9 protein-coding genes and 1 pseudogene are annotated in these 23,391 nt (G+C 72.6%); 6 read left to right on the plus strand and 4 right to left on the minus strand.

The annotated features are described in order from the left end of the window. Nucleotides 1–118: 118 nt before the first annotated feature. The 5 genes and pseudogenes from JOF41_RS17550 (at nt 119) to JOF41_RS17570 (ending at nt 19,294) form a co-directional block, all read left to right on the plus strand. The gene (locus tag JOF41_RS17550; RefSeq protein WP_443705586.1) at nt 119–11,917 is read left to right on the plus strand and encodes an SDR family NAD(P)-dependent oxidoreductase; all 11,799 of its coding nucleotides are present in this window, start codon (nt 119–121) and stop codon (nt 11,915–11,917) included. Nucleotides 11,918–12,067: 150 nt separating this feature from the next. Continuing rightward, nucleotides 12,068–16,066: pseudogene (locus JOF41_RS17555) on the plus strand (type I polyketide synthase); the annotation flags it as partial. Then, nucleotides 16,066–17,412, plus strand: a complete 1,347-nt coding sequence (gene ccrA, locus JOF41_RS17560; protein ID WP_209620339.1) for a crotonyl-CoA carboxylase/reductase — start codon at nt 16,066–16,068, stop codon at nt 17,410–17,412. The pseudogene JOF41_RS17555 and the gene ccrA, both read left to right, overlap by 1 nt. Beyond that, complete coding sequence (locus tag JOF41_RS17565) at nt 17,409–18,419, plus strand: 3-oxoacyl-ACP synthase III family protein (protein WP_189225948.1); 1,011 nt, start codon at nt 17,409–17,411, stop codon at nt 18,417–18,419. Before ccrA ends, JOF41_RS17565 begins: the two co-directional genes overlap by 4 nt. Beyond that, nucleotides 18,416–19,294 (plus strand): 3-hydroxybutyryl-CoA dehydrogenase, encoded by an 879-nt coding sequence (locus JOF41_RS17570; RefSeq protein WP_209620342.1) that lies wholly within the window; start codon nt 18,416–18,418, stop codon nt 19,292–19,294. The genes JOF41_RS17565 and JOF41_RS17570 overlap by 4 nt, the downstream gene beginning before the upstream one ends. Nucleotides 19,295–19,415: 121 nt before the next feature. On the opposite strand, the gene JOF41_RS17575 is transcribed toward JOF41_RS17570, so the two are convergent. From JOF41_RS17575 to JOF41_RS17590, 4 genes are all read right to left on the minus strand, one after another. Continuing rightward, nucleotides 19,416–20,612: a cytochrome P450 gene (locus JOF41_RS17575; protein ID WP_189225950.1), complete on the minus strand. Its 1,197-nt coding sequence runs from the start codon at nt 20,610–20,612 to the stop codon at nt 19,416–19,418. 26 nt (nt 20,613–20,638) lie between these two features. Continuing rightward, a complete protein-coding gene (locus tag JOF41_RS17580; RefSeq protein ID WP_209620344.1) occupies nt 20,639–20,830 on the minus strand; it encodes a hypothetical protein in 192 nt (63 codons plus the stop codon). Nucleotides 20,831–20,970: 140 nt separating this feature from the next. Continuing rightward, nucleotides 20,971–22,152 (minus strand): LLM class flavin-dependent oxidoreductase, encoded by a 1,182-nt coding sequence (locus tag JOF41_RS17585; protein ID WP_189225951.1) that lies wholly within the window; start codon nt 22,150–22,152, stop codon nt 20,971–20,973. Beyond that, nucleotides 22,149–22,313 (minus strand): hypothetical protein, encoded by a 165-nt coding sequence (locus JOF41_RS17590; RefSeq protein WP_189225952.1) that lies wholly within the window; start codon nt 22,311–22,313, stop codon nt 22,149–22,151. Before JOF41_RS17590 ends, JOF41_RS17585 begins: the two co-directional genes overlap by 4 nt. Before the next feature lie 229 nt (nt 22,314–22,542). Between JOF41_RS17590 and JOF41_RS17595 the strand changes: the two genes are divergently transcribed. After that, complete coding sequence (locus tag JOF41_RS17595) at nt 22,543–23,376, plus strand: SDR family oxidoreductase (protein WP_189225953.1); 834 nt, start codon at nt 22,543–22,545, stop codon at nt 23,374–23,376. Nucleotides 23,377–23,391: the final 15 nt, after the last annotated feature.

Genomic DNA, 23,391 nt, shown 5'->3' on the forward strand with positions numbered 1-23,391 from the left:
GCTGCCGGCCTCATCAGACGCCTGCCACGTGTCCAGGGCACGTCAGGTCCGGGGTACGTCGACCACTCCGGGGTCCCCCGGACCACTGGAACAGACACAGACGGATGGGGTTTCTCCTGTGGAAAACGAGGAAAAGCTTCGCCAGTACCTCAAGATGGTCACGAGCGACCTGTACCAGGCTCGCAAGAGGATCACTGAGATGGAGGCCCAGGACACCGAGCCGATCGCCGTCGTCTCGATGGCCTGCCGCCTGCCCGGCGACGTCTGGTCGCCGGAGGACCTCTGGGAGCTGGTCTCCAGCGGGACCGACGCGATCGGCGACGCCCCGACCGACCGGGGCTGGGACATGGACAGCATCTTCGACCCGGAGCCCGGCAAGCCCGGCAAGACGTACTCCCGCGAGGGCGGCTTCATGTCCGGCCTGGCCGACTTCGACGCGGGTTTCTTCGGCATCTCCCCGCGCGAAGCCCTCGCCATGGACCCGCAGCAGCGGATCGTCCTCGAAGCCGCGTGGGAGTCGTTCGAACGCGCGGGCATCGACCCGGAGACCCTCCGCGGCACCAAGACGGGCGTGTTCATCGGCTCGAACACCCATGACTACGTGCCGTTGACCGTCACCGCGCCCCGCGAGGTCGACGGCTACCTGCTGCTGGGCAACGCGCCCAGCGTGCTCTCCGGCCGCGTCGCGTACATGTTCGGCTTCGAGGGCCCCGCTGTCACCGTCGACACCGCCTGTTCCTCCTCGCTGGTCGCGATGCACTACGCCATTCGGGCCCTGCGCCGCGGCGAGTCCACGATGGCCCTGGTCGGCGGCGTCGCGTCGATGTGCTCGCCACTGGTCATGGTCGACTTCGCCCGACAGCGCGGGCTCGCGCCCAACGGCCGGTGCAAGGCGTACGCGGACACCGCGGACGGCACCGGTTGGTCGGAGGGTGTCGGCCTGGTCCTGCTCGAGCGGCTCTCCGACGCGCGCGCCAACGGTCACCCGGTGCTCGCCGTCATCCGTGGTTCGGCGATCAACCAGGACGGCGCCTCCAACGGCCTGACCGCGCCCAACGGCCCCGCCCAACAACGGGTCATCCAGGCGGCGCTGGCCGACAGCCAGGTCCCGATGGAGCAGGTCGACCTGGTCGAGGGGCACGGCACCGGCACCCGGCTGGGCGACCCGATCGAGGCGCAGGCCCTGCTGGCCACCTACGGCCGCAAGAAGAAGGACGGCGAGCCGCTGTGGCTGGGCTCGCTCAAGTCGAACGTGGGTCACACCCAGGCGGCCGCGGGCGTCGCGGGCGTGATCAAGGCGGTGATGGCCATCCGCAACGGCGTCCTGCCCAAGACGCTGCACGTGGATGAGCCGACGCGCGAAGTGGACTGGTCGGCCGGTGGGGTCGAGGTGCTGACCGAGAACCGCCCGTGGCCGGAGAACGAGTGGCCGCGCCGGGCGGGTGTGTCGTCGTTCGGCATGAGCGGCACCAACGCGCACGTCATCCTGGAGGAGGCGCCCGCGCCGGAGCCGGTCGAGGCCGAGCCGGTGAGCGCACGGCCGACCGCCTTGCCCTTCCTGCTCTCCGCCCGCACTCCGCGGGCCCTGGCCGGTCAGGCGGCGCGGCTGCGCGACTGGCTCGCCGACGAGGACGTCGCCCTGCTCGACGTGGCGAACTCGCTCGCGCTGCACCGCGTGACGTTCGAGCACCGCGCCGCCGTGGTCGCGGGCGGCAAGGAGGACCTGCTCGCCCAGCTCGACCTGCTGGCAAGCGGCGGCAGCGGCGCCACGGCGGTCGTCGGCACCGAGTGCCGCGGACTCACCGCGGTGATGTTCCCCGGACACGGCCCGCAGCGCATCGGCATGGGCGCCCAGCTCGCGGCCGCGTTCCCCGTCTTCGCCGCGGCGTACTCGGAGGTCCTGGGGTTGCTCGACCCCGAGCTGCCGCGGATCATGGCCGAGGGCGGCCCGACGTTGGACCGGCCCGAGTACGCGCATCCCGCGCTGTTCGCGATCGAGGTGGCGCTCTACCGCCTGGTCCAGTCGTGGGGTCTGCGGCCCGACTACCTGCTCGGCCAGTCCTGCGGCGACATCGCGGCGGCGCACGTCGCGGGTGTGCTGTCGCTCAAAGACGCGGCCACCATGGTCACCGCCCGAGCACGGCTGATCCAGACCACGGCCGCGGGCGTGATGGCCACGGTCGCGGCAGGCGCCGACGTGGTGGAGCCGGTCATCGCCGACATCGAGGGCGTCTCGCTCTCCGGCGTCAACAGCCCGAGCGCGGTCACCATCTCGGGGCTGGAGGGCCCGGTCGGGGCGGCTGTGGCGCGGCTGTCCGGGCTCGGCTGCGCGACCCGCGTGGTGCGGGTCGACCGCGCGGGCCACTCGGCCACGATGGAGCCGATCCTGGCCCAGTTCCGGGCCGTGGTGGAGACCTTGACCTACTCGGCCCCGACCATCCCGATGGCGGTGCCCGCCGAGGTGCTGCGCACCCCCGAGTTCTGGGTCCGGCAGATGCGCGACACGGTGGACCTCGCGGGCAGCGTGGCCCGGCTGCGCGAGCACGGCGTCACCCGGTTCATCGAACTGTCGCCCGCCGCGTCGATGACCAGCCACGTGCGCGAGTGCTACGGCGACGAGCCGGTGGTGGTCGTGCCCGCCCTGCGCAGTCGGCGCGACGAGGTGGAGTGCGTCGCGACGGCGATGGCCACCCTGCACAACGCGGGCGTCGAGGTGGACTGGGCGGCCTTCTTCGCGGGCACCGGCGCGCAGCGCGTCGACCTGCCCACCTACGCGTTCGAGCGCGAACGCTTCTGGCTGGAGACCAGCCACGTCGGGGGGCACGACCTCGGCTCGATCGGCCTGCGCCCGGTGGACGCCCCGCTGCTGGGTGCGGGCGTCTCGCTGGCCAACGACGGCGGCTTCCTGTGCACCGGCAGGCTGTCGCTGTCCACCCAGCCCTGGCTCGCCGACCACGCCCTGTTCGACCGCGTCCTGCTGCCCGGCACCGCGTTCGTCGAGTTCGCGCTGCGCGCGGCGGACCAGGTCGGCTGCGAGCTGGTCGAGGACCTGACCATCGAGACCCCGCTGCTGCTGGAACGGGGCGGCGTGGCGCTGCAGATCGTGATCGGCGAGCCGGAGGAGTCCACCGGCCGACGGTCGATCACCGTCTGGTCGCAGCAGCAGGACCCGGACTCACCCGACATCGACGGGGCCTGGACGCGGCACGCCAGCGGCTTCGTCTCAGCGACCGCTGGTGTGCGCCGCGACGACCCCGAGATGGCCCAGTGGCCACCCGCCGGTGTCGAGGAGGTCGACCTCGGTGATCTCTACGAGAACTTCGCCGCGGCCGGGTACGGCTACGGGCCGGTGTTCCGCGGCCTGAAGGCCGCTTGGCTGCGTGACGGGGAAGTCTTCGCCGAGGTGGCCCTGCCCGAGCACGTGGGCGACGCGGGCGCGTACGGCATGCACCCCGCCCTGCTGGACGCCGCTCTGCACGCGATCGGGGTCACCGGCACCACCAGGGGCGTCATCCCGTTCACGTGGACGGGCGTCCGGCTGTACGCCGTCGGTGCTTCCGCGCTGCGCGTACGACTGACCCCTGTGGGGACGGACGCGGTGGCGCTGCTGGTCGCCGACGGGACGGGACGCACGGTGCTGTCCGTCGACTCGCTGACCTTGCGGTCCGCCACCGCGGAGCAGATCGCCCAGGGCGCCCCCCGTGCCCACGACTCCCTCTACGAGATCGAGTGGATCTCCGCGGGTGAGGTCGAGGTCCCGTCGCCCACAGGCTGGGCGAACCTGGGCGGCGGAGCGCCCGCGACAGGCACGGCGTACGACGGCTTCCCCGCGCTGCGGGCCGCCCTCGACGCCGGCGGCGAGGCGCCCTCCGTGGTGCTGGCCGCTCCCGTTCACGGCCACGGTCGCGACACGGCCGAGGAGGTGCGCTCGGGTGTCAACCGGATGCTCGAACTGGTGCGCCACTGGCTGGCCGACGAACGGCTGGCCACCTCACGGCTGGTGCTGGTCACCCGCGGCGCGTTGGCCACCTACGACGGTGAGCACGTCGGTGACCTGGTCGGCGCGGCCCTGCACGGCCTGTTCCGCTCGGCGCGTGCCGAGCACCCCGGCAGGCTCGCCCAGGTCGACCTCGCACCCGGTGAGCCCGACGCGGCCGTGGTGGCGGCGCTCGGCGCCGGGGAGGACGAGATCGCGGTGCGCGCGGGCGCGGTCCTGGTGCCGCGCCTGGCCAAGGTCTCCTCCTCGACGACCCTCGCCGTGCCGGAGGGGGTGACCGCGTGGCGCCTGTCCGCCCCCCGCCCCGGCACCCTCGACGGGCTCGCCCTGGTCGACTCGCCGGAGGCGGTCGCGCCCCTGGCCGAGGGCTGGGTGCGGGTGGCCGTCCGGGCCGCGGGCATGAACTTCCGGGACGTCATGTCCACCCTCGGCCTCGTGCGCGGTCAGGAAGTGCTCGGCGGCGAGGGGGCGGGCGTGGTGACCGAGGTGGGCCCCGGCGTCACCGACCTCAAGCCCGGCGACCGGGTGATGGGCCTGTTCTACGGGCCGTTCGGGCCACTGGCCGTGGCCGACCAGCGGATGGTGGTGCCGATCCCGGACGGGTGGTCCTACCTGCAGGCCTCGACCGTCCCGATCACCTACCTGACCGCGTACTTCGGGCTGGTCGACATGGCCGACCTGCGCCCCGGCGAGTCCGTGCTCATCCACGCCGCCGCCGGCGGCGTCGGCATAGCGGCCGTGCAGCTGGCCGCCCACCTGGGTGCGGAGATCTTCGCCACCGCCAGCCCCGCCAAGTGGGCCGCCGTCCACGAGCTCGGCATCCCCCGCGAACGGATCTCGAACTCCCGCACCGCGCAGTTCGAACCCGACCTGCTCGGCGCCACCGGCGGCCGCGGCGTCGACGTGGTCCTCAACTCGCTGACCAACGAGCTCGTGGACGCCTCGCTGCGGCTGCTGCCGCGCGGCGGCCGGTTCGTCGAGATGGGCAAGACCGACATCCGCGACGCCGGTTGGGCGGCCGACACGTTCCCCGGTGTGCGGTACCAGGCCTTCGACCTGCTCGAGGTGGCGCCGGAACGGGTGCACGAGATGCTGGTCGAGGTGCTGGAGCTGTTCGACCGCGGCGTTCTGACCCTGCCTCCGATCGCCACCTGGGACGTCCGCCGGGCGCCGGAGGCGTTCCGCTTCCTCAGCCAGGCCCGGCAGGTCGGCAAGATCGCCCTCACCATCCCGGTTCCCCCCGATCCGGCCGGGACCGTGCTGCTGACCGGCGCCTCCGGCACGCTGGGCGGTCTGGTCGCCCGGCACCTGGTCGCCGAGCGCGGCGTGCGCAACCTGGTGCTGGCGAGCAGGCGCGGCCCGGACGCCCCCGGCGCCGCCGAGTTCGCCGCCGAGCTGACCGGGCTCGGCGCCTCGGTGACGACCGTCGCCTGCGACGTCGCCGACCGCGAGTCGCTGCTCGGGGTGCTGGCCGCGATCCCCGCCGAACACCCGCTGACCGCGGTCGTGCACGTCGCGGGCGTCAGCGATGACGGCGTCGTCGGCTCGCTGACGACCGAGCAGGTCGACAACGTGCTGCGTCCCAAGGTGGACGCCGGTTGGCTGCTCCACGAGCTGACCGAGGACCTCGACCTGTCCGCTTTCGTGCTGTTCTCCTCCGCGGTCGGGGCACTGGGCGCGCCGGGCCAGGCCAACTACGCCGCCGCCAACGCGTTCCTGGACGCTCTTGCCCGGCACCGCCGCGCGTTGGGGCTGCCCGCCGTCTCGCTCGACTGGGGTCTGTGGGCCACCGCGAGCCAGATGTCGGCCTCGCTGCGGGAGGCCGACTGGGAGCGGATGACGCGCTCCGGCATCAAGGCGATATCCGACGAGGAAGGTCTGGCCCTCTTCGACGCGGCCCTCACCGTCGGCGCCCCGGTGGTGCTGCCGGTCCGGCTCGACCTGGCCGCGTTCCGCGGCCAGGTGCCGCCCGTGCTGCGCAACCAGGTCTCCGGGCGGGTGCGACGTGCCGTCGTCGCCAGTGGCGGCGACGCGGGCTCGTGGACCCGCCGTCTGCTCGCCCGGCCGCCCGCCGCCCGGCATCGGATCGTGCTGGACGCGGTCGCCGCCGAGACCGCGGCCGTGCTCGGGCACACCTCGGCGTCGAGCCTGTCGCCGGACCGGGCCTTCAAGGACATCGGCTTCGACTCGCTGGCCTCGGTGGAGCTGCGGAACCGGATCACCGCGCTCACCGGCCTGCGGCTGCCCCCGACGGTGGTCTTCGACTACCCGAGCCCCGCTTCGCTGGCCGACTACGTGCTCGGCGAGGTGGTCAGCGCCAACTCCTCCGCGCAGGCGACGCCCGCGGTCGCCACGGCCGACACCAGCGGCGACCCGATCGTCATCGTCGGCATGGCCTGCCGCTACGGCGGCGGGGTCGACTCGCCGGAGGCGTTGTGGGCGATGGTCGAGCAGGGCCGGGACGCCGCCGCGGAGTTCCCGTCCGACCGCGGCTGGAACCTGGCCGAGCTGTTCGACCCCGAGCCCGGCCGCTCGGGCACGACCAACACCAGGGCGGCGGGCTTCCTGCCCGGCGCGACCGAGTTCGATCCCGAGTTCTTCGGCATCTCGCCGCGTGAGGCCACCGCGATGGACCCGCAGCAGCGTCTGCTGCTGGAGTCGGCGTGGGAGGCGTTCGAGCGCGCCGGCATCGACCCGTCGGCGACGCGCGGCACGAGGACCGGCGTGTTCGTCGGCCTCAGTGCCAACGACTACGGCAACCTGCTCGCGCGCGAGTCGCGGGGGCTGGAGGGCCACCTGCTGACCGGCACGGCGGCCAGCGTGGCCTCGGGCCGCATCGCCTACGAGTTCGGCCTCGAAGGACCCGCGCTGACGGTCGACACCGCCTGCTCGTCCTCGCTGACCACGGTGCACATGGCGGCCCAGGCGCTGCGCAGCGGTGAGTGCGACCTCGCCTTGGCAGGCGGTGCGGCAGTGATGGCCACACCGGTGGTGTTCCAGGAGTTCGCGCTGCAGGGCGGCCTCTCCCCGGACGGCCGCTGCCGGGCGTTCGGCGCGGACGCGGACGGCACCGGCTGGGCCGAGGGCGTCGGACTGCTCGTGCTGGAGCGCCTGTCCGACGCCCGCCGCAACGGCCACCAGGTCCTCGCGGTGGTCAAGGGCTCCGCGGTGAACCAGGACGGCGCCTCCAACGGCCTGACCGCGCCCAACGGCCGCTCGCAGCAGCGCGTGATCCGGGAGGCGCTGGCCAACGCCGGCGTCTCGGCCGCCGACGTGGACGTCGTGGAGGGACACGGCACCGGCACCAGGCTCGGCGACCCGATCGAGGTGCAGGCGCTGCTGGCGACGTACGGGCGGGAGCACACCGAGGAGAGCCCGCTCTGGCTCGGCTCGCTGAAGTCGAACCTGGGCCACGCGCAGGCGGCGGCAGGCGTGGCAGGTGTGATCAAGATGGTCCAGGCGCTGCGGCACGGCCTGCTGCCCCGGACGTTGAACGCCGAGAAGCCCACCCCGCACGTGGACTGGTCGGACGGCGCGGTGAAGCTGCTGACCGAAGCCCGGCACTGGCCGGAGCGCGACCGGCCCCGGCGCGGCGCCGTCTCCGCGTTCGGGATCAGCGGCACCAACGTGCACGTGGTGCTGGAGCAGGCACCGGAACCGGAGCAGCCGCCCTCCGCGCCCGAGTCCGATCGGGTGCTCGCGCCATCGGTCAAGCCGTTCGTCATCTCGGCGCGCGGCGCGGCGGCACTGCGCGGTCAGGCAGCCAGGCTCAACGCCTACCTCGCCGAGCACCCTGGGGTGGACCTCGACGCGCTCGGGCGTTCGCTCGGCGGCCGAGCCGCGTTGGAGCACCGGGCCGTGGTCCTCGCCCAGGACCTGGGCGCGCTGACGGCGGGGCTCACCGCGATCGCCGCCGACGCGGCGGAGTCCAACGCGGACGTCGTGCTGGGCGAGGGCGGTGGCCTGAGCAGGTCGGTCTTCGTCTTCGCGGGCCAGGGTGGCCAGTGGCGTGGCATGGCCGTGGACCTGTGGCGCACCAGCCCGCTGTTCGCCGCGGCCATGACCGAGTGCGACGCCGCGCTGGCCCCGCACGTCGACTGGAACGGCGCCACCCTGCTGGACGTCCTCACCGGTGCCGAGGGCGCGCCCGGCCTGGACCGGGTGGACGCGGTGCAGCCAGCGCTGTTCGCGGTGATGGTGTCGCTGGCCCGGCTGTGGCGCTCGCTCGGGGTCGAGCCCGCCGCGGTGGTCGGTCACTCCCAGGGCGAGATCGCGGCCGCCGTGGTGGCCGGTGTCCTCACCCTGGCCGACGGCGCCCACATCGCCGCGCTGCGCTCGCGCTTGATCGCCGGCCTGACCGCGCGCGGCGGCATGGCCTGGATCGGCCTGCCGGTCGCCGGGGTCCAGGAACGGCTCGCCGACTACGCCGGGCTCGGCGTCGCCGCGGTCAACGGGCCGCGGTCGGTGGTCGTCTCCGGCCCCGCCGACGAGTTGCAGAGCATGTGCGCGGCGCTCGCGGCCGAGGAAGTCCCGGTGCGCAAGCTGCTGGTCGATTACGCGTCGCACTCGCAGGAGGTGGAGGAGCTGCGCGCCGAACTCGTCGACGCGCTGGCCGACATCGCGCCCTCCGAGGCGGAAGTGCCGTTCTACTCCACGGTCACCGGCGAGCGGGTCGACGGCACCGAGCTGAACGCCGACTACTGGTACCACAACCTCCGGGAGACGGTGCGGTTCAGCGCGGCCGTCGAGGCCCTCCTCGACGACGAGCACAGCTGCTTCGTGGAGCTCAGCGCGCACCCGACGCTGGTCGACGCGGTCGAGACGGTGGCCCAGGCGCGAGACGTCGACGTCACCACGTCGTGGTCGTTGCGGCGGGACGGCGGTGACGTCGAGTTCACCCGCTCGCTGGCCCGTGCCTTCACGCACGGGGCACCGGTGCGCTGGGTGACGGCGTTCCCCGCAGGCGCGCGAGTCGACCTGCCCACGTACGCGTTCCAACACCGCCGGTTGTGGGTCGAGGCCGCGGGCGCGGCGACCGCGAGTGCCGCCGACCTCGGACTGATGTCGGCCGACCACCCCCTGTTGGGCGCCGCCGTGGAGCACGCGGGCGACGACCGGGTGCTGTTCACCGGCAGGTGGTCGCTGGCGACCCAGCCGTGGCTGGCCGACCACGTCGTGCTCGGCACCCTCCTGCTGCCGGGGGCCGCCTTCGTCGAGCTGGTCACCCACGCCGGGCGGCACGTCGACTGCGCCCGCCTGGAAGAGCTGATCTTCCAGGCGCCGCTGGTGCTTTCGGAGACCTCGGGTGTGGCCGTGCAGGTCGCGGTCGGCGCTGCTGACTCCACCGGTCGGCGTTCGGTCACGGTGTACTCGCGGCGCACCGAATCCGGCGCGGGCGGCAAGTGGACCCTGCACGCGGAAGGCACGCTCGCCCCTGTCGGCACCGGCCCGGTGCCGGGCGATCTGAGGGTCTGGCCGCCAGCCGGTGCGCAGGCGGTCGACGTGACCGGCGTCTACGCGCGACTCGCCGAGCGCGGGTACGCCTACGGGCCTGCCTTCGCCGGGATCCGCGCGCTGTGGCGGGACGGCGAGGACATGTACGGCGAGGTCGCGCTGCCCAGCGTCGTCCACGCCGAGGCGGGGCGGTTCGGCCTGCACCCGGCGCTGCTGGACGCCGCGCTGCAGGTGCCGGTCGCCGGACTGGTCGACAGCGAGAACGGGGCGGTGATGCCGTTCTCCTGGAGCGGCATCACCGTGCGCACCCGAGGGGCGAGCTCGCTGCGGGTCGCTTTCCGACGCACGGGCCCCGACTCCTCCACCATGCTGCTCGCCGATGGCGCGGGCGAGCCCGTCGCCTCGTTCGACTCCATCGTCGCGCGGCCGGTCAGTCGCGAGCAGCTGCGCATCGCCATGGACAACGCGACCGACACCAACGTCGACGACGAGCACTACCGCGTGGAGTGGCGCACGCTGCCCAGCGGCACGCGCCCGCCGATCAACGGCACCTGGCTGGCGGTGGTGGCCGAGGGGCAACCGGCCGACAGCTGGGCCGCGGAAACCACGCGCCGCCTCGCCGACCACGCGCCCGGCCTGGTGACCTGGGCGGTACCGGGCGGGCAGCTCGACCGGGCGGCGCTGGCCCAGCGGCTGCGCGAACTCGCGACGAACGGCGCGAAGCCGGTCGGGGTGCTGTCGCTGCTGGCCGAGGACGAGACCCCGTGCGACGACTCGGCGGCGCTGCCACGAGGGCTCGCGGGCACGGTGGTGCTCACCCAGGCCCTGCTCGACGCCGAGCTCGACGTCCCGCTCTGGGCGGTGACCCGCGGCGCGGTGGCGACCGGTCCCCAGGACCGCATCGGCTCGCCCACCCAGGCGCTGGTCTGGGGCTTCGGGCGGGTCGCCGGTCTGGAACACCCCCGGCTCTGGGGTGGCCTGATCGACCTGCCGGAGACGGTGGACGACCACGCGATCGCCGAACTGGCCGGTGTGCTCGCGGGCGGCGACGAGAACGAGCTCGCCGTGCGATCGCAGGCCGTCCTGGCCCGCCGTCTGGTGAGGGCGGCCACGCCCGAGCGGGAGCCGACCCGCTGGCGGACCAGCGGCACCGCGCTCGTGACGGGTGGCACGGGTGGCCTCGGCGCCGAGGTGGCCCGCTGGCTCGCCGACCGCGGTGCCGAACACCTGGTGCTCGCCAGCCGCAGCGGCGCCGACGCGGCCGGTGCGCGGCAATTGGTCGAGGAACTGGCCGCCAAGGGCGTCTCGGCCTCGGTGGTGGCCTGCGACGTCACGGACCGGGCCGCCGTGGCCGAACTGCTGGCCCGCGTTCCCGCCGAGCACCCGCTGACCACCCTCGTGCACGCCGCCGCCAGCCTCGACGGCGGGGCGATCGCCGACATGACGCCTGCCGGGTTCGGCGACATCATGGCGGCCAAGGTGCTCGGCGCGGCGCACTTCGACGAGCTGCTCGACCACGACAGCGTCCAGACGGTGCTGTTCGGCTCCATCTCGGCGACCTGGGGCGTCGGCAACCAGTCCGCGTACTCGGCTGCCAACGCCTACCTCGACGCCCTGGCCCGGCAGCGGCACGACCGCGGCGGCCGCACCGTCTCGGTGGCGTGGGGCCCGTGGGAGGCGGGCATGCTGACCCACGACGAGGAGATGGCCGACTCGCTGCGCCGCGGCGGTCTGCCCCTGCTGCGGGTGGACTCCGGACTGGCGACCCTGGACCGGGTCCTCGCCGAGGACGAGCCGTGCCCGGTGGTGGCCAGAGTCGAGTGGGCCCGGTTCCACCCCCGGTTCACCTCGCTGAGGCCCAGCCCGCTGCTGGCCGACCTGCCCGAGGTGCGCGCGTTGTCCACAGTGGACTCGCCGAGCTCGGCCACCCGCGGTGTGGCCCTGATCGAGAAGCTCACCGCGCTGCCCGAGGAGGACCGGGAACCGGCGGTGCTCGACCTGATCTGCTCGCACGTCGCGACCGTGCTCGGCTACGACTCCGCGGAGCAGGTCGACCGCAAGCGGGCCTTCAAGGACATCGGCTTCGACTCGCTGCTCGCCGTCCAGCTGCGCAACCGGCTCAACACGGCGACGGGGTTGCGGTTGCCCGCAACGCTCGTGTTCGACTACCCGAATCCGACGAGCCTCGCGTCGTTCCTGCGCTCCGAAGTGGCCGATAGTGTGCCATCACCGACGGACGCGGCACTCGCCGAGTTCGACCGGCTGGAGGCGTCCCTGTCCTCGATACCGTCCGAGAACGCGGAAGTGCGCGATGTGCTCGTCAGCCGGGCGCGAGAGCTGCTCAGCAGGCTTTCGGGCCCGGCGCGGGCCGCGAACAGCGGAGGCGATGTGGCGATGCTGACCGCGGCTTCCGATGACGAGCTGTTCAGCTTCATCAACACGCAACTCGGCCGCCAGGACGAGTGACCCGCACACCCGCGGGCGAACGTGCTGTTGCGTCGGTGAGAGGTCGAGGAGCAGATGGACAACGAGGACAAGCTACGCCGCTACCTGAAGGTGGTCACGGCGGATCTCATGCAGGCCCGCAAGCGGTCGGAGGAGCTCGAGCGGAGGGCGGGCGAGCCGATCGCGATCATCGGCATGGCCTGCCGCTATCCGGGGGGCGTGCGCTCACCGGAGGATCTCTGGGAGCTGGCGGTCACCGGCCGGGACGCGATCACCCCGTTCCCGGACGACCGGGGGTGGGACCTGGACTCGCTCTACGACCCCGACCCGGATCGCCCCGGCACCAGCTCCACCCGGCAGGGCGGCTTCCTGGCCGACGTCGCGGACTTCGACGCCGGGTTCTGGGGCATCTCGCCCCGCGAGGCCATCGCCATGGACCCGCAGCAGCGACTGCTGCTGGAGACGTCGTGGCAGGCCCTCGAAAGGGCCCGGATCGATCCGCACTCGCTGCACGGCAGCGCGACCGGGGTGTTCGTGGGCCCGAGCGTGACCGACTACGCCGCCCTGCTGGCGCGCTACCCGACCGGGTTCGAGGGGCTCCTGCTCGGCGGCCTGGCAGGAGCCATCATCTCCGGCAGGATCTCCTACCTGCTGGGGCTGGAAGGGCCCGCGGTGACCGTGGACACCGGTTGTTCCTCCTCGCTGACCGCCCTGCACCTCGCGGCGGGTGCGCTGCGCGCCGGGGACTGCTCGCTCGCCCTGGTCGGTGGCGTTTCCGTGCTGGTCACGCCGGGCTCGTTCGTCGAGTTCAGCATCCAGCGCGGACTCGCCCCGGACGGCCGGTGCAAGTCCTTCGGCGACGCCGCGGACGGCACGTCCTGGGCCGAGGGCGTCGGCATGGTGGTGGTCGAGCGGCTTTCCGACGCCCGCCGCCACCGGCACCCGGTCCTGGCGGTGCTGCGCGGCTCGGCGATCAACCAGGACGGGGCGTCGAACGGGCTGACCGCGCCGAGCGGCCCGTCCCAGCAGCGGGTGATCCGGCGCGCGCTGGCCGCGGCCGGGCTCAAGTCCTCCGACATCGACGCCGTCGAGGCGCACGGCACCGGCACGACGCTGGGCGATCCGATCGAGGCCCAGGCGCTGCTGGCCACCTACGGGCGGGACCGGCGGCCCGGTCGCCCGCTGTTCCTGGGCTCGCTGAAGTCCAACCTGGGCCACAGCCAGTCCGCCGCCGGGGTGGGCGGTCTGATCAAGACGGTGATGTCGCTGCGGCACGGCGTATTGGCACCGACGCTGCACGCCGACCCGCCGTCCACAGAGGTCGACTGGACGGCGGGCGACATCGAGCTCCTGCACCTGTCGCGGCCGTGGCCGGAGACGGAGGACCGGCCCCGGCGTGCCGCCGTTTCCGCCTTCGGCATCGGCGGCACCAACGCGCACGTCATTCTCGAGGCGGTGTCCGAAGAGGAGGCTGGACGAGAGGGCGACGGCGTCGCGCACCGCACGCTCGCGGCCGTGCCCTGGCCGGTTTCCGGCCGCACCGCGGCCGCCATGCGCGCCCAGGCCGCGCGGCTGGCCGCTTTCCTGACCAACCGGGCCGAACCGGCCGACCCCACTGACGTCGGGTACTCACTGGCCACCACTCGCGCCGCCCTGGAGCACCGCGGGGTGGTCGTGGCCGCCGATCGGGACGGCCTGCTCGCCGGGCTCACCGCACTCGCTCAGGGCACACCGGACGCCGCGGTCACGACAGGCGCCACCGTGCGCGGCCGGCTGGCCTTCCTGTTCACCGGTCAGGGGGCGCAGAAGCTGGGCATGGGCCGTGAGCTCTACGCGGAGCACCCCGTCTTCGCCGAGGCGTTCGACGCCGTCTGCGCGCGACTGGACGGTCCGATCGGCCGTTCGCTGCGCGAGCTGACCTTCGCCGACGACGACGCGCTGGGCCTGCTCGACCGCACCGGATTCGCCCAGCCCGCCCTCTTCGCCGTCGAGACCGCCCTGTTCCGGCTCGTCGAATCGTGGGGTGTGCGGCCGGATTTCGTCGCGGGGCACTCCATCGGCGAGGTCACCGCCGCGCACGTGGCCGGGATACTGTCCCTTGAGGACGCTTGCGCGCTGGTCGCCGCCCGTGCCCGGCTCATGCAGGGCATGTCGCCCGGCGGCGCGATGGTCGCCGTGCGCGCGGCCGAAGAAGACGTCCTGCCGATGCTGGATCGACTGGACGGTCTCGTGTCCGTCGCCGCTGTGAACGGTCCCGCCTCGGTGGTGCTCTCCGGCGACGAGAAGGCGCTCGCCACAGTGGTCGAGAGATTGGCCGACAAGGGTGTCCGCTCGCGCGAACTGCGGGTGAGCCACGCTTTCCACTCACCGCGGATCGACTCGATCCTGGCCGACTTCCGGTCGGCGATCGAGGGCATCTCCTACGCCGCACCGCGCATCCCGGTCGTGCCGCTCGCACCGGGCGACGCGGACCGGGGCGAGCGGATGCGCTCGGCGGACTACTGGGTCGCCCAGGCCCGTGCGGCGGTGCGGTTCCTGGACGGTGTCGTGCGCCTGGGCGAGGCCGGTGTCACCACCTTCCTGGAGCTCGGGCCGGGCGGCGTCCTCACCGCCCTGGGCCGGGACTGCCTGCCCCCTGCCGGTCCGGACGTTCCGGAGCGGGCCTTCGTGCCGACGCTGCGTCAGGGTCGGGCCGAGTCGGCCGCGCTGATGGACGCGGTGGCCGCCCTTTTCGTCCGCGGTGTGCCGGTCGACTGGCGCGCGGTGTACGCGGGCACCGGCGCGGCCCAGCTCGACCTGCCCACGTACGCCTTCCAGCGCCGCCGCTACTGGCTGGTCGATCACCTGCCCTCGGGTGCGAGCCTGCTGGCCGACCAGGGCGTGGCAGGCGGGAAGGGCGTCCCACCGCCGGACGCCGTGCCCGCCGAGGCGATCCCGCGAATGCCCTCCGTGCGCGGCAGGTTGGCCGGTCGCCCGCGCCAGGAGTGGGCGGAGATCCTGCTCGCCGAGGTGCGCCACCAGGCGGCGCAGCTGATGGGCTACGACGCGCCCGAGGACGTGGACGCCCAGCGGGGCTTCGCCGAGCTGGGCTTCGACTCGCTGACCGCGGCCTGGATGACCGAGCGACTGAGGGCCGTCACCGGTCTGGAGCTGCCCCGCGCCCTGGTGATCGACTGGCCGACGCCGTACGCGGTCGCCACCCACCTGGCCGACCGCTTCGCCGCGCTCGACGACCTCGAACCGCTTCCGGTCGCCCCCGCCGCCGCACCGGCGGGTCCGTCGCCTGCGGCCGAGAGCCCGGCCACGCCACCCGCGACCGAACCGCTGCCCGCGCTGTTCGCCCAGGCCTGCGCGCAGGGGCAGGTGCGGGACGGGTTGGAGATGCTGGCCGTCGCCGCCCGGCTGCGGGTGAGCGCCGTCTCGCCGCCGATGCGGGCGCCGGTCAGTTTCTCCCGTGGACTCGCGGGCCCGACTCTGATCTGCATCCCGTCCGTGGTCGCGCCCTCCAATGTCTACCAATACGCGCGGATGGCGGACGCGCTGCGCACGACGCACAACATGGCCGTGCTGCCGTTGACCGGCTACGCCGACCACGAGACCCTCTCCCCGACCCGAACCGACCTGGTGGCCGCGGTCGCCGAGGCGGTCCGCGGCAGTGTGACCGGCCCCTACGTCCTGGTCGGGTACTCCTCCGGCGGTTGGATCGCGCACGCGGCAGCCGCCCTGCTCAAGGATTCCGGCACCGCACCGGAGTCACTCGTGCTGCTGGACAGCCACCTGCCCGGCAGCGCGGGTCTGGCCGAGATCCAGTTCGACCTGCTCGGCGACGCGTACGCCGAGTGGACCGCGACGCAGCCGCCGCGCGGCGCCGAGCTGACCGCGATGGCACACCACCTGCGGCTGTTCGACGACTGGGCACCCGCCGAGATCAGCGGCGTGCCGACACTGCTGCTGCGCGCCACCGAGCGGATGGGCGGCCAGCCCCGCACAAGCGAGCACTGGCAGGCCCGCTGGGGCCCCGACCACGACGCCGTCGACGTGCCCGGCACGCACCTGAGCATGGTCGACGAACACGCCGCGAGCACCGCCTCGGCGATCACCGGCTGGCTGGCTCGACGGCCTGAGCACTTTCGCCATCCTTCGACGGATGTGACTTCTTGGGAGCGATGATGACGACACTGTCGGAGGCCGTGCTCGGCGGCGGGACACCCGAGGAGTTGCTGCGGGCGCCGGTCCCGCAGTCCTACCGGGCGGCGCACCTCAGCGTCGAGGACACCGACATCTTCCTCGGCGTGCAGGACAAGGACGTGCGCAAGTCGCTGCGGGTCGGCGACGTGCCCATGCCCGAGCTGGCGCCGGACGAGGTGCTGATCGCGGTGATGGCCAGCGCCGTCAACTACAACACCGTCTGGTCGGCGATGTTCGAGCCGCTGCCGACCTTCAAGTTCCTCAAGCAGTTCGCCCGCCAGGGCGGCTGGGCCGCGCGCCACGACCAGCCCTACCACGTGGTCGGCTCGGACTGCGCGGGTGTGGTCGTGCGGACCGGGTCGGGCGTGCGCCGCTGGAACGTCGGCGACCACGTGGTGGTCAGCCCGATCCAGGTGGACGACCAGGAGCCCGCCACCCACGGCGACGGCATGCTCGGCGAGGAGCAGCGCGCCTGGGGGTTCGAGACCAACTTCGGCGCCCTGGCCGACTACACCGTGGCCAGGGCCAGCCAGCTCATCCCCAAGCCCGCCCACCTGAGCTGGGAGGAGGCCGCGGTCAACCCGCTGTGCGCGGGCACCGCCTACCGCATGCTGGTCGGCCGCAACGGCGCCCGGCTCAAGCAGGGCGACGTGGTGCTGGTCTGGGGCGCGGCGGGCGGCCTCGGCGGCTACGCCGTGCAGTTCGCCAAGAACGGCGGCGCGACCCCGGTCGGCATCGTCAGCTCCCCCGAGAAGGCCGCCGCGGCCCGCGCCCTGGGCTGCGACATCGTCATCGACCGCAACGAGTTCGGGCTGCGCGGCGACCCCTCCGGCGACCCGGCCGAGGTGGTGGCCATCGGCAAGCGGCTGGGCTCGCTCATCCGCGAGCGCGCGGGCCGCGACCCCGACATCGTGTTCGAGCACGTCGGCCGGGCCACCTTCGGCGTCTCCCTGTTCGTGGCCGCCCGCGGCGGCGTGGTCGTCACCTGCGGGTCGAGCAGCGGTTACCAGCACGTCTACGACAACCGGTACCTGTGGATGCGGCTGAAGCGGGTCATCGGCAGCCACGCGGCCAACATGCGGGAGCAGTTCGAGTGCGGTGACCTCATCAGCTCCGGTCGGATCAGGCCCACGATGTCGGCGGTCTACCCGCTCACCGAGATCGGCGAGGCGGCCCGGCTCGTGCAGACCAACGGGCACCTGGGCAAGGTCGCCGTGCTGTGCCAGGCGCCGAGGGCCGGACTCGGCGTCACCAACCCGGAACTGCGGGCGCGGCTCGGGGCCGACCAGCTCGCCCCGCTGATGAACCTCGCTGGAGGAGGCCAATGAGCACGCGCGCCATCGGACTGCTGGGCACCGGGTCGTACCTGCCGGAGCGGGTGGTGACCAACGAGGAAGTCGCCGCCATGACGCCGGACGCCACCGCCGAGTGGATCCTGCGCAAGACCGCCATCAGCACCCGCCGCTGGGCCGCCGAGAACGAGGCCACGTCGGATCTCGCCGCGGCCGCCGCCGTGGCCGCCCTGGAGCACGCGGGCCTGTCGGTGGACCGCGTCGGCTACCTGATCGTGTCGACCTCCACCGGTGACTTCCCCCAGCCGCCCACCGCCAGCCTCGTGCAGCAGCTGATCGGCGCCCAGAACGCGGCGTGCCTGGACATCAACACCGTCTGCGCGGGCTTCGTCTACGGCCTGGAGCTGGCCCGCGGCCTGGTCGCCACCCACCCCGGCGCCAAGGCGCTGGTCGTGGCGGCCGACCTGTACTCGCGAATCCTGGACTTCGACGACCGGCGCACCTGCGTGCTGCTCGGCGACGGGGCCGGGGCGGCCGTGGTCGGCGAGGTGGCCGAGGGCTACGGCATCCTCGACGTCGACCTGAGCACCAGCGGCGAGCACCAGGACCTGATCAAGGTCAACGCGGGCGGCAGCCGGGTTCCGACCTCGGCCCGGACCGTCGCCGACGGCGGCCACTTCTTCACCATGCGGGGCCGTGGCGTGCGGGACTTCGTCTTCGACAACGTGCCGCCCGCCATCGACAAGCTGCTGGCCTCGGTGTCGCTGGACGCCGACCAGGTCGACTTCTTCGTGCCGCACCAGGCCAACGGGGTGCTGCTGGACGAGCTGGTGGTCCGCTGTGGACTGACCGGGGCGCACACCGCCAAGACCGTGGAGCAGTACGGCAACGTCGGCAGCGCCTCGGTTCCGGTGGCCCTGGACCACGTCGTCAAGTCCGGCCAGGTGCGGCCGGACGACCTGCTCGTGCTGTCGGCCTTCGGCGGCGGCATGTCCATGGGCAACTGCGTGATCCGGTGGTCCGAGGCCGGGGGCGCGCGATGAGCGTGGAGCGCGTCGGCGTCATCGGCTGCGGGGCCATGGGCGCGGGCTTCGCCGAGGTGTGCGCCCTGGCCGGGCTGCCCGTGCAGGTCGTCGTGCGCGACGCCGACTCCGCGCGCCGGGGCCGGGAGCGGCTGACCGGGTCGCTGGAACGCCTGGTGCGCAAGGAGAAGATCAGCCCCTCGGACCGCGACCAGGCCATCGCCCGGCTCGCCTTCTCCCAGGAGCTCAAGGACCTGAGCGACTGCCAGTTCATCCTGGAGTCCATCGCCGAGGACCTGGTCGTCAAGCAGCGCCTGTTCGAGGAGCTCGACGCCGTCGTGGCCGAGCCGGGGGCCGTGCTCGCCTCCAACACCTCGTCCATCCCGATCATGAAGCTGGCCATGGTCACCGGCGATCCCGGCCGGGTCGTCGGCGTGCACCTGTTCAACCCGGTGCCGGTCATGGGCCTGGTCGAGGTCACCCCGTCGCTGCGCACCAGCGCCCAGACCCTGGCCACCACCAGCTCCTTCGTCACCGACGTGCTCGGCAAGCAGGTCGTGCTGTCCACCGACCGCCCTGGGTTCGTGGTCAACTCCCTGCTCATCCCGTACCTGATCTCCGCCGTGCGCATGCTGGAGTCCGGCGTCGCCTCCGCCGCCGACATCGACCGCGCCATGGTCCTGGGCTGCGGCCACCCGCTCGGCCCCCTGGGCCTGGTCGACCTGATCGGCCTGGACATCATCGCCTCGGTGGGCCAGTCGATGTACGAGGAGCTCAAGGACCCCCAGTACGCGCCTCCCACCCTGCTGCTGCGCATGATCGAGGGCGGCTTCCTGGGCCGCAAGAGCGGCCGGGGCTTCCACGACTACTCCCCCGCCGCCCGGAAAGCGGGCTGACCCCATCGCCGCGAAGGCCGACGAGCGACCACGCTCGTCGGCCTTCGCGTTCCCGGCTCAACCCTCGACCGGGCGAAACCCGCCGCACTCCGGCATCTCCGGCCTGCGCTCCCCCTGGCGATCAGGCCGCTTTGATCGGGACTCCCCGAAGGCCGCGCAGCGTGAAGTCGGAGCCGAATTCGATGTCACCCGCGAACTCGTACTCCGGCAGCTTGTCCAGCAGCCGGTTCAACCAGACGTTCATCTCCAGCCGGGCCAGGTGGACGCCGAGGCAGATGTGCGGCCCGAAGCCGAAGCCCAGATGCGCTTTGCGGGGACGGAAGATGTCGAAGGAGTTCGGGTCGTCCCAGCGAGCGGGATCGCGATTCGCAGCCCCCAGGAGGAGCATGACCGCGGAACCCTTGGGGATCGTGACCCCCTGGACCCGCGACTCGTCGCTGCACGCGTAGCGCAGAACCGACTGCGTGAGCGTCAACCAGCGGTGGACCTCCTCGAGCGCGGCAGGCACGAGCGACCTGTCGGCGACCAGCGCGCGACGCTGGTCGGGATGGCGTCCCAGCGCGTACAGGGCCAGCGCCATCAACTGCGCCGAGCTCTCGTTCGCGGCGACCGTCAGCATCGTCCCGTTCGCTATGATCTCCCGATCGGGCATGGACGGCGCGAAGTCGTCGAACACCATCTGCGCCATGAGCGTGCCATCGGACACCCCCAGCGCGCGGTGCTTCTCGACGAGGCCGCCGATGTAGGAGTTCAGCGCAGCCGCCGCGGCAGCGCCCTCGGCGAAGATCTCCTGACTCCTCGGAGTCGAGTCCAGCCGCGCGCTGAGGACCGCCGCCGTGGCGTCACTCCACTTGATGAAGTCCTCGTACACGTCCTCTTCGACACCCAGCAGTTGGGCGGTGACAATGGTCGGGATGATCCGCGTCATCTCCGCCAGGGCGTCGAGGGATTCGCCGGACCGAAGGCGTTCGACGAATCGATCGACGTAGACGTCCACAACCCGTCGTATCCGCTCCGGCCAGTCGACCTCGACGACCTTGCGCTCGAACCCCGGCGCCCAGATCTCGCGAACCGTCTGGTGCCGGAGACCGTCCATGCCGAGAAAAGTCGGCCCGCCGAACGCTTTCTCCATCTCCGCGAGCACGTTCGCGGAGTTGAAGCGGCGGGTGTCACCGAGCACTCGCGAGCAGTTGTGATGCGAGGTGATCATGTACTGGTCGTGCCGGGAGTTGTACACGACCGGCCCCAGAGCCCGCCACGCGCCCATGGTCTCGTAGGGGTCCTGCGCGAAGTCGGGATCGAGCATGTCGAAGTCCACGGTGGGACATTCCGCCACTACGGAGTTCATCGCAGGTCCTCTCCCCGGTCGGGATCGACACCACCGGGCATCATCGCGGCCAAAACGTGTTCGGCGGGAACGTTGTAGCGGTGGGCATCAAGCGTGTGCAGCTGGGACAAGCGGATGAGCTCGTCCTGGTCAGTCGCCTCGATGAGACCTCCGCACATCGGGCAGCTCACTTCAAGGCCAGCGTTCATGGCCGCACCCTCCTGTCGACCGACCCCGGTCGCGGCGCGCTCCGAGGACGAGCACGCGCCGCCGACATCCGGGCGCGGCTTCGGACGTCAATCCCTGGCCGTGCTCGCCGACCACGCACAGGCGTGTCACGACGGCGCGGTCAGGCCCTCCCGGCCACCTCGTCGGCGTACTTGCGGGTCATGTGCTCGACCGCCGCGCTGGCCGCGACGCTCGCCTCCTCGCGCCGCGCGAGAATGCGGGCCCTGGCGTCGCGGGAGGACTGGGCGTGGGTCTTCCCCGGCCCCTGGAAGTGCGGGGCGACCTGACGGGCGATGAGCTCCCACGAGCGCCACGCCGCCGTGGGGTCGGCCCAGTCGTGCGCCAGCAGCAGCACGGTGCCGAACCCGCCGGACTGGTCGACCATGCGCTGGATCTGGCGGCGGACGTCGTCGGCCGTGCCGATCGCGCCCATGCCCGACTCGTTGACGAAGTCGATCAGCTCCCGCGTGCTGCCGCTGGGCAGCGTGAGCCCCGGCACGGCCGCGTTCTCCTGCAGGTGCTCCAACCAGTCCCGCAGCCCGAACTCGACGTCGCGGTAGGCCTGCTCCCTGGTCTCGGCGACGTGCACTTCGGTGACCAGCCGCCAGGTCGAGCGGTCGGGCGCGGGCCGTCCCGCGTGGGCGGCGCGCTCGGTGGCGATCCCCCAGTGGTACGCCAGCGCGTCGAACCCGCCCTTGGTCATGGTCGCCCCGAGCGAGATCAGGCTCACCCCGCGGCTGCCCGCCAGGCGTGCGCCGGTCGGCGACGACGTCGCGGCCACCGCGATCTCGAAGCACGGCTCGGTGAACGGGCGCAGCTGCAGCGTCGCGTCGACCAGCGTGTGGCTCCCGACCGTCGCGGTGACCGACTCACCGGCCAGCAGCCGCTGGATGACGTCGAGATGGGTCTCGAGGAGCTCGCGACTCTGGGTGGGGGTCATGCCGATCATGGCGACGTCGGCGGGCAGGGAGCCGGGTCCGACCCCGAACATCACGCGGCCCCGCGTGAGGTGGTCGAGCATCACCATCCGGTCGGCCACCCACAGCGGGTGGTGGTAGGTGATCGAGGTCATGCCGGTTCCCAGGCGGATTCGGCTGGTGCGCTCCGCGGCCGCCGCGATGAAGATCTCGGGCGAGGCGATGATGTCCCGGCCGGTGGAGTGGTGCTCCCCGATCCACGCCTCGTCGAAGCCCAGCCGGTCCAGGTGCGCCATCAGGTCCAGGTCGTGGCGCAGCCACCACGTCGGGCTCTCCCCCAGGGGGTGGATCGGGGGCAGGAACGCGCCGAAGCGCAGACCGGTCACGTCAGCACCACGGGGAACTCGACGTCGGTGCTCCGCGCGAGCGACCCGCTCGCCGCGACCGGTCGGCGAACCGGCGGATGATTCAGCTCCGGCGCGGGGTGGAAGATTGACGGCGCGCCCGGAAAGGGGATCGGGACGGGCGCGTGGTCGGCATTGGCCATGAATTTACCTCCGGAAATCCAGCTGCGCCCCAAGGTAGACCATCGCCGACTCGGTAAGCATCCCCCTAATCTTCACACGGCGTCTCTGGGGTTTTTTGCACGACATCTCTGGGGTCTCGACGCGCGGGCGACCGAACCCGGTGCTGTGAATATGTGGTGGGATGGGCGTCAGCGAGCGGATCACGGTTCGGGGCGAGCACTGATGCCCGCAGAAGGAGGCGTTTCCGTCATGGCGACATGGTTCATCACCGGAGCCGGCCGAGGGCTGGGCGTCGAAATAGCCCGGCACGCTCTGAAGGCGGGACACGACGTCGCCGCAGGCGTCCGGCGTGTCGACGCGCTGCCCGACGACCTGCGCGGCGCCGAAAGGTGCCATCCGGTCACCCTCGACGTCACCGACCAGGCGCAAATCGACCGTGCCGTCGCGCAGGTCGTCGACCGGTTCGCCACGATCGACGTGCTGGTCAACAACGCCGGTCGCCTACTGGTGGGTGCGCTGGAGGAGATCACCGACGCCGAGGCGAGGTCGCTGTTCGACGTCAACCTCTTCGGTCTGATCAACGTGACGCGAGCGGTCCTGCCGACCATGCGTGCCGCGGGCAAGGGCAAGATCGTGCACATCGGCTCCAGGGCGGGGTTCGAGGGCGAGCCGGGGATGAGCCTGTACAGCGCCTCGAAGTTCGCGGTCGCGGGCATCAGCGAAGCCCTCGCCGTCGAGCTGGGTCCGTTCGGGATCCAGAGCATGGTCGTCGAGCCGGGGGCGTTCCGCACCGACCTCCTCGACCCCAGCTCCATGTCGGTCGCCGGAGCGCGGCTGGCGGCCTACGACGGCACCCCCGCCCACCACATGCGCGACGGGATCGGTGGGGCCAACCACCTCCAGCCAGGGGACCCGGCCAAGGGCGCGGCGCTGATCGTCGAGGTGACCGACGGCGAGACGCTGCCCTCGCACCTGCTGGTGGGCAGCGACGCCTACGAGCGTCTCGAGATCAAGAACGCGATGGTGGCGGAGCACATCGCCCCCTGGCGCGACAGGTCGCTGGCCACCGCGCACCGCGACTGAGCCCACTCGTTCCGC

The sequence above is a fragment of the Saccharothrix coeruleofusca genome, assembly GCF_017876325.1.
GTDB lineage: Bacteria > Actinomycetota > Actinomycetes > Mycobacteriales > Pseudonocardiaceae > Actinosynnema > Actinosynnema coeruleofuscum.

Coding starts and splice junctions, on each gene's coding strand:
- ccrA (WP_209620339.1), top strand. CDS start 16,066: ATGACGACACTGTCGGAGGCCGTGCTCGGCGGCGGGACACCCGAGGAG.
- JOF41_RS17565 (WP_189225948.1), top strand. CDS start 17,409: ATGAGCACGCGCGCCATCGGACTGCTGGGCACCGGGTCGTACCTGCCG.
- JOF41_RS17570 (WP_209620342.1), top strand. CDS start 18,416: ATGAGCGTGGAGCGCGTCGGCGTCATCGGCTGCGGGGCCATGGGCGCG.
- JOF41_RS17580 (WP_209620344.1), bottom strand. CDS start 20,830: ATGAACGCTGGCCTTGAAGTGAGCTGCCCGATGTGCGGAGGTCTCATC.
- JOF41_RS17590 (WP_189225952.1), bottom strand. CDS start 22,313: ATGGCCAATGCCGACCACGCGCCCGTCCCGATCCCCTTTCCGGGCGCG.
- JOF41_RS17595 (WP_189225953.1), top strand. CDS start 22,543: ATGGCGACATGGTTCATCACCGGAGCCGGCCGAGGGCTGGGCGTCGAA.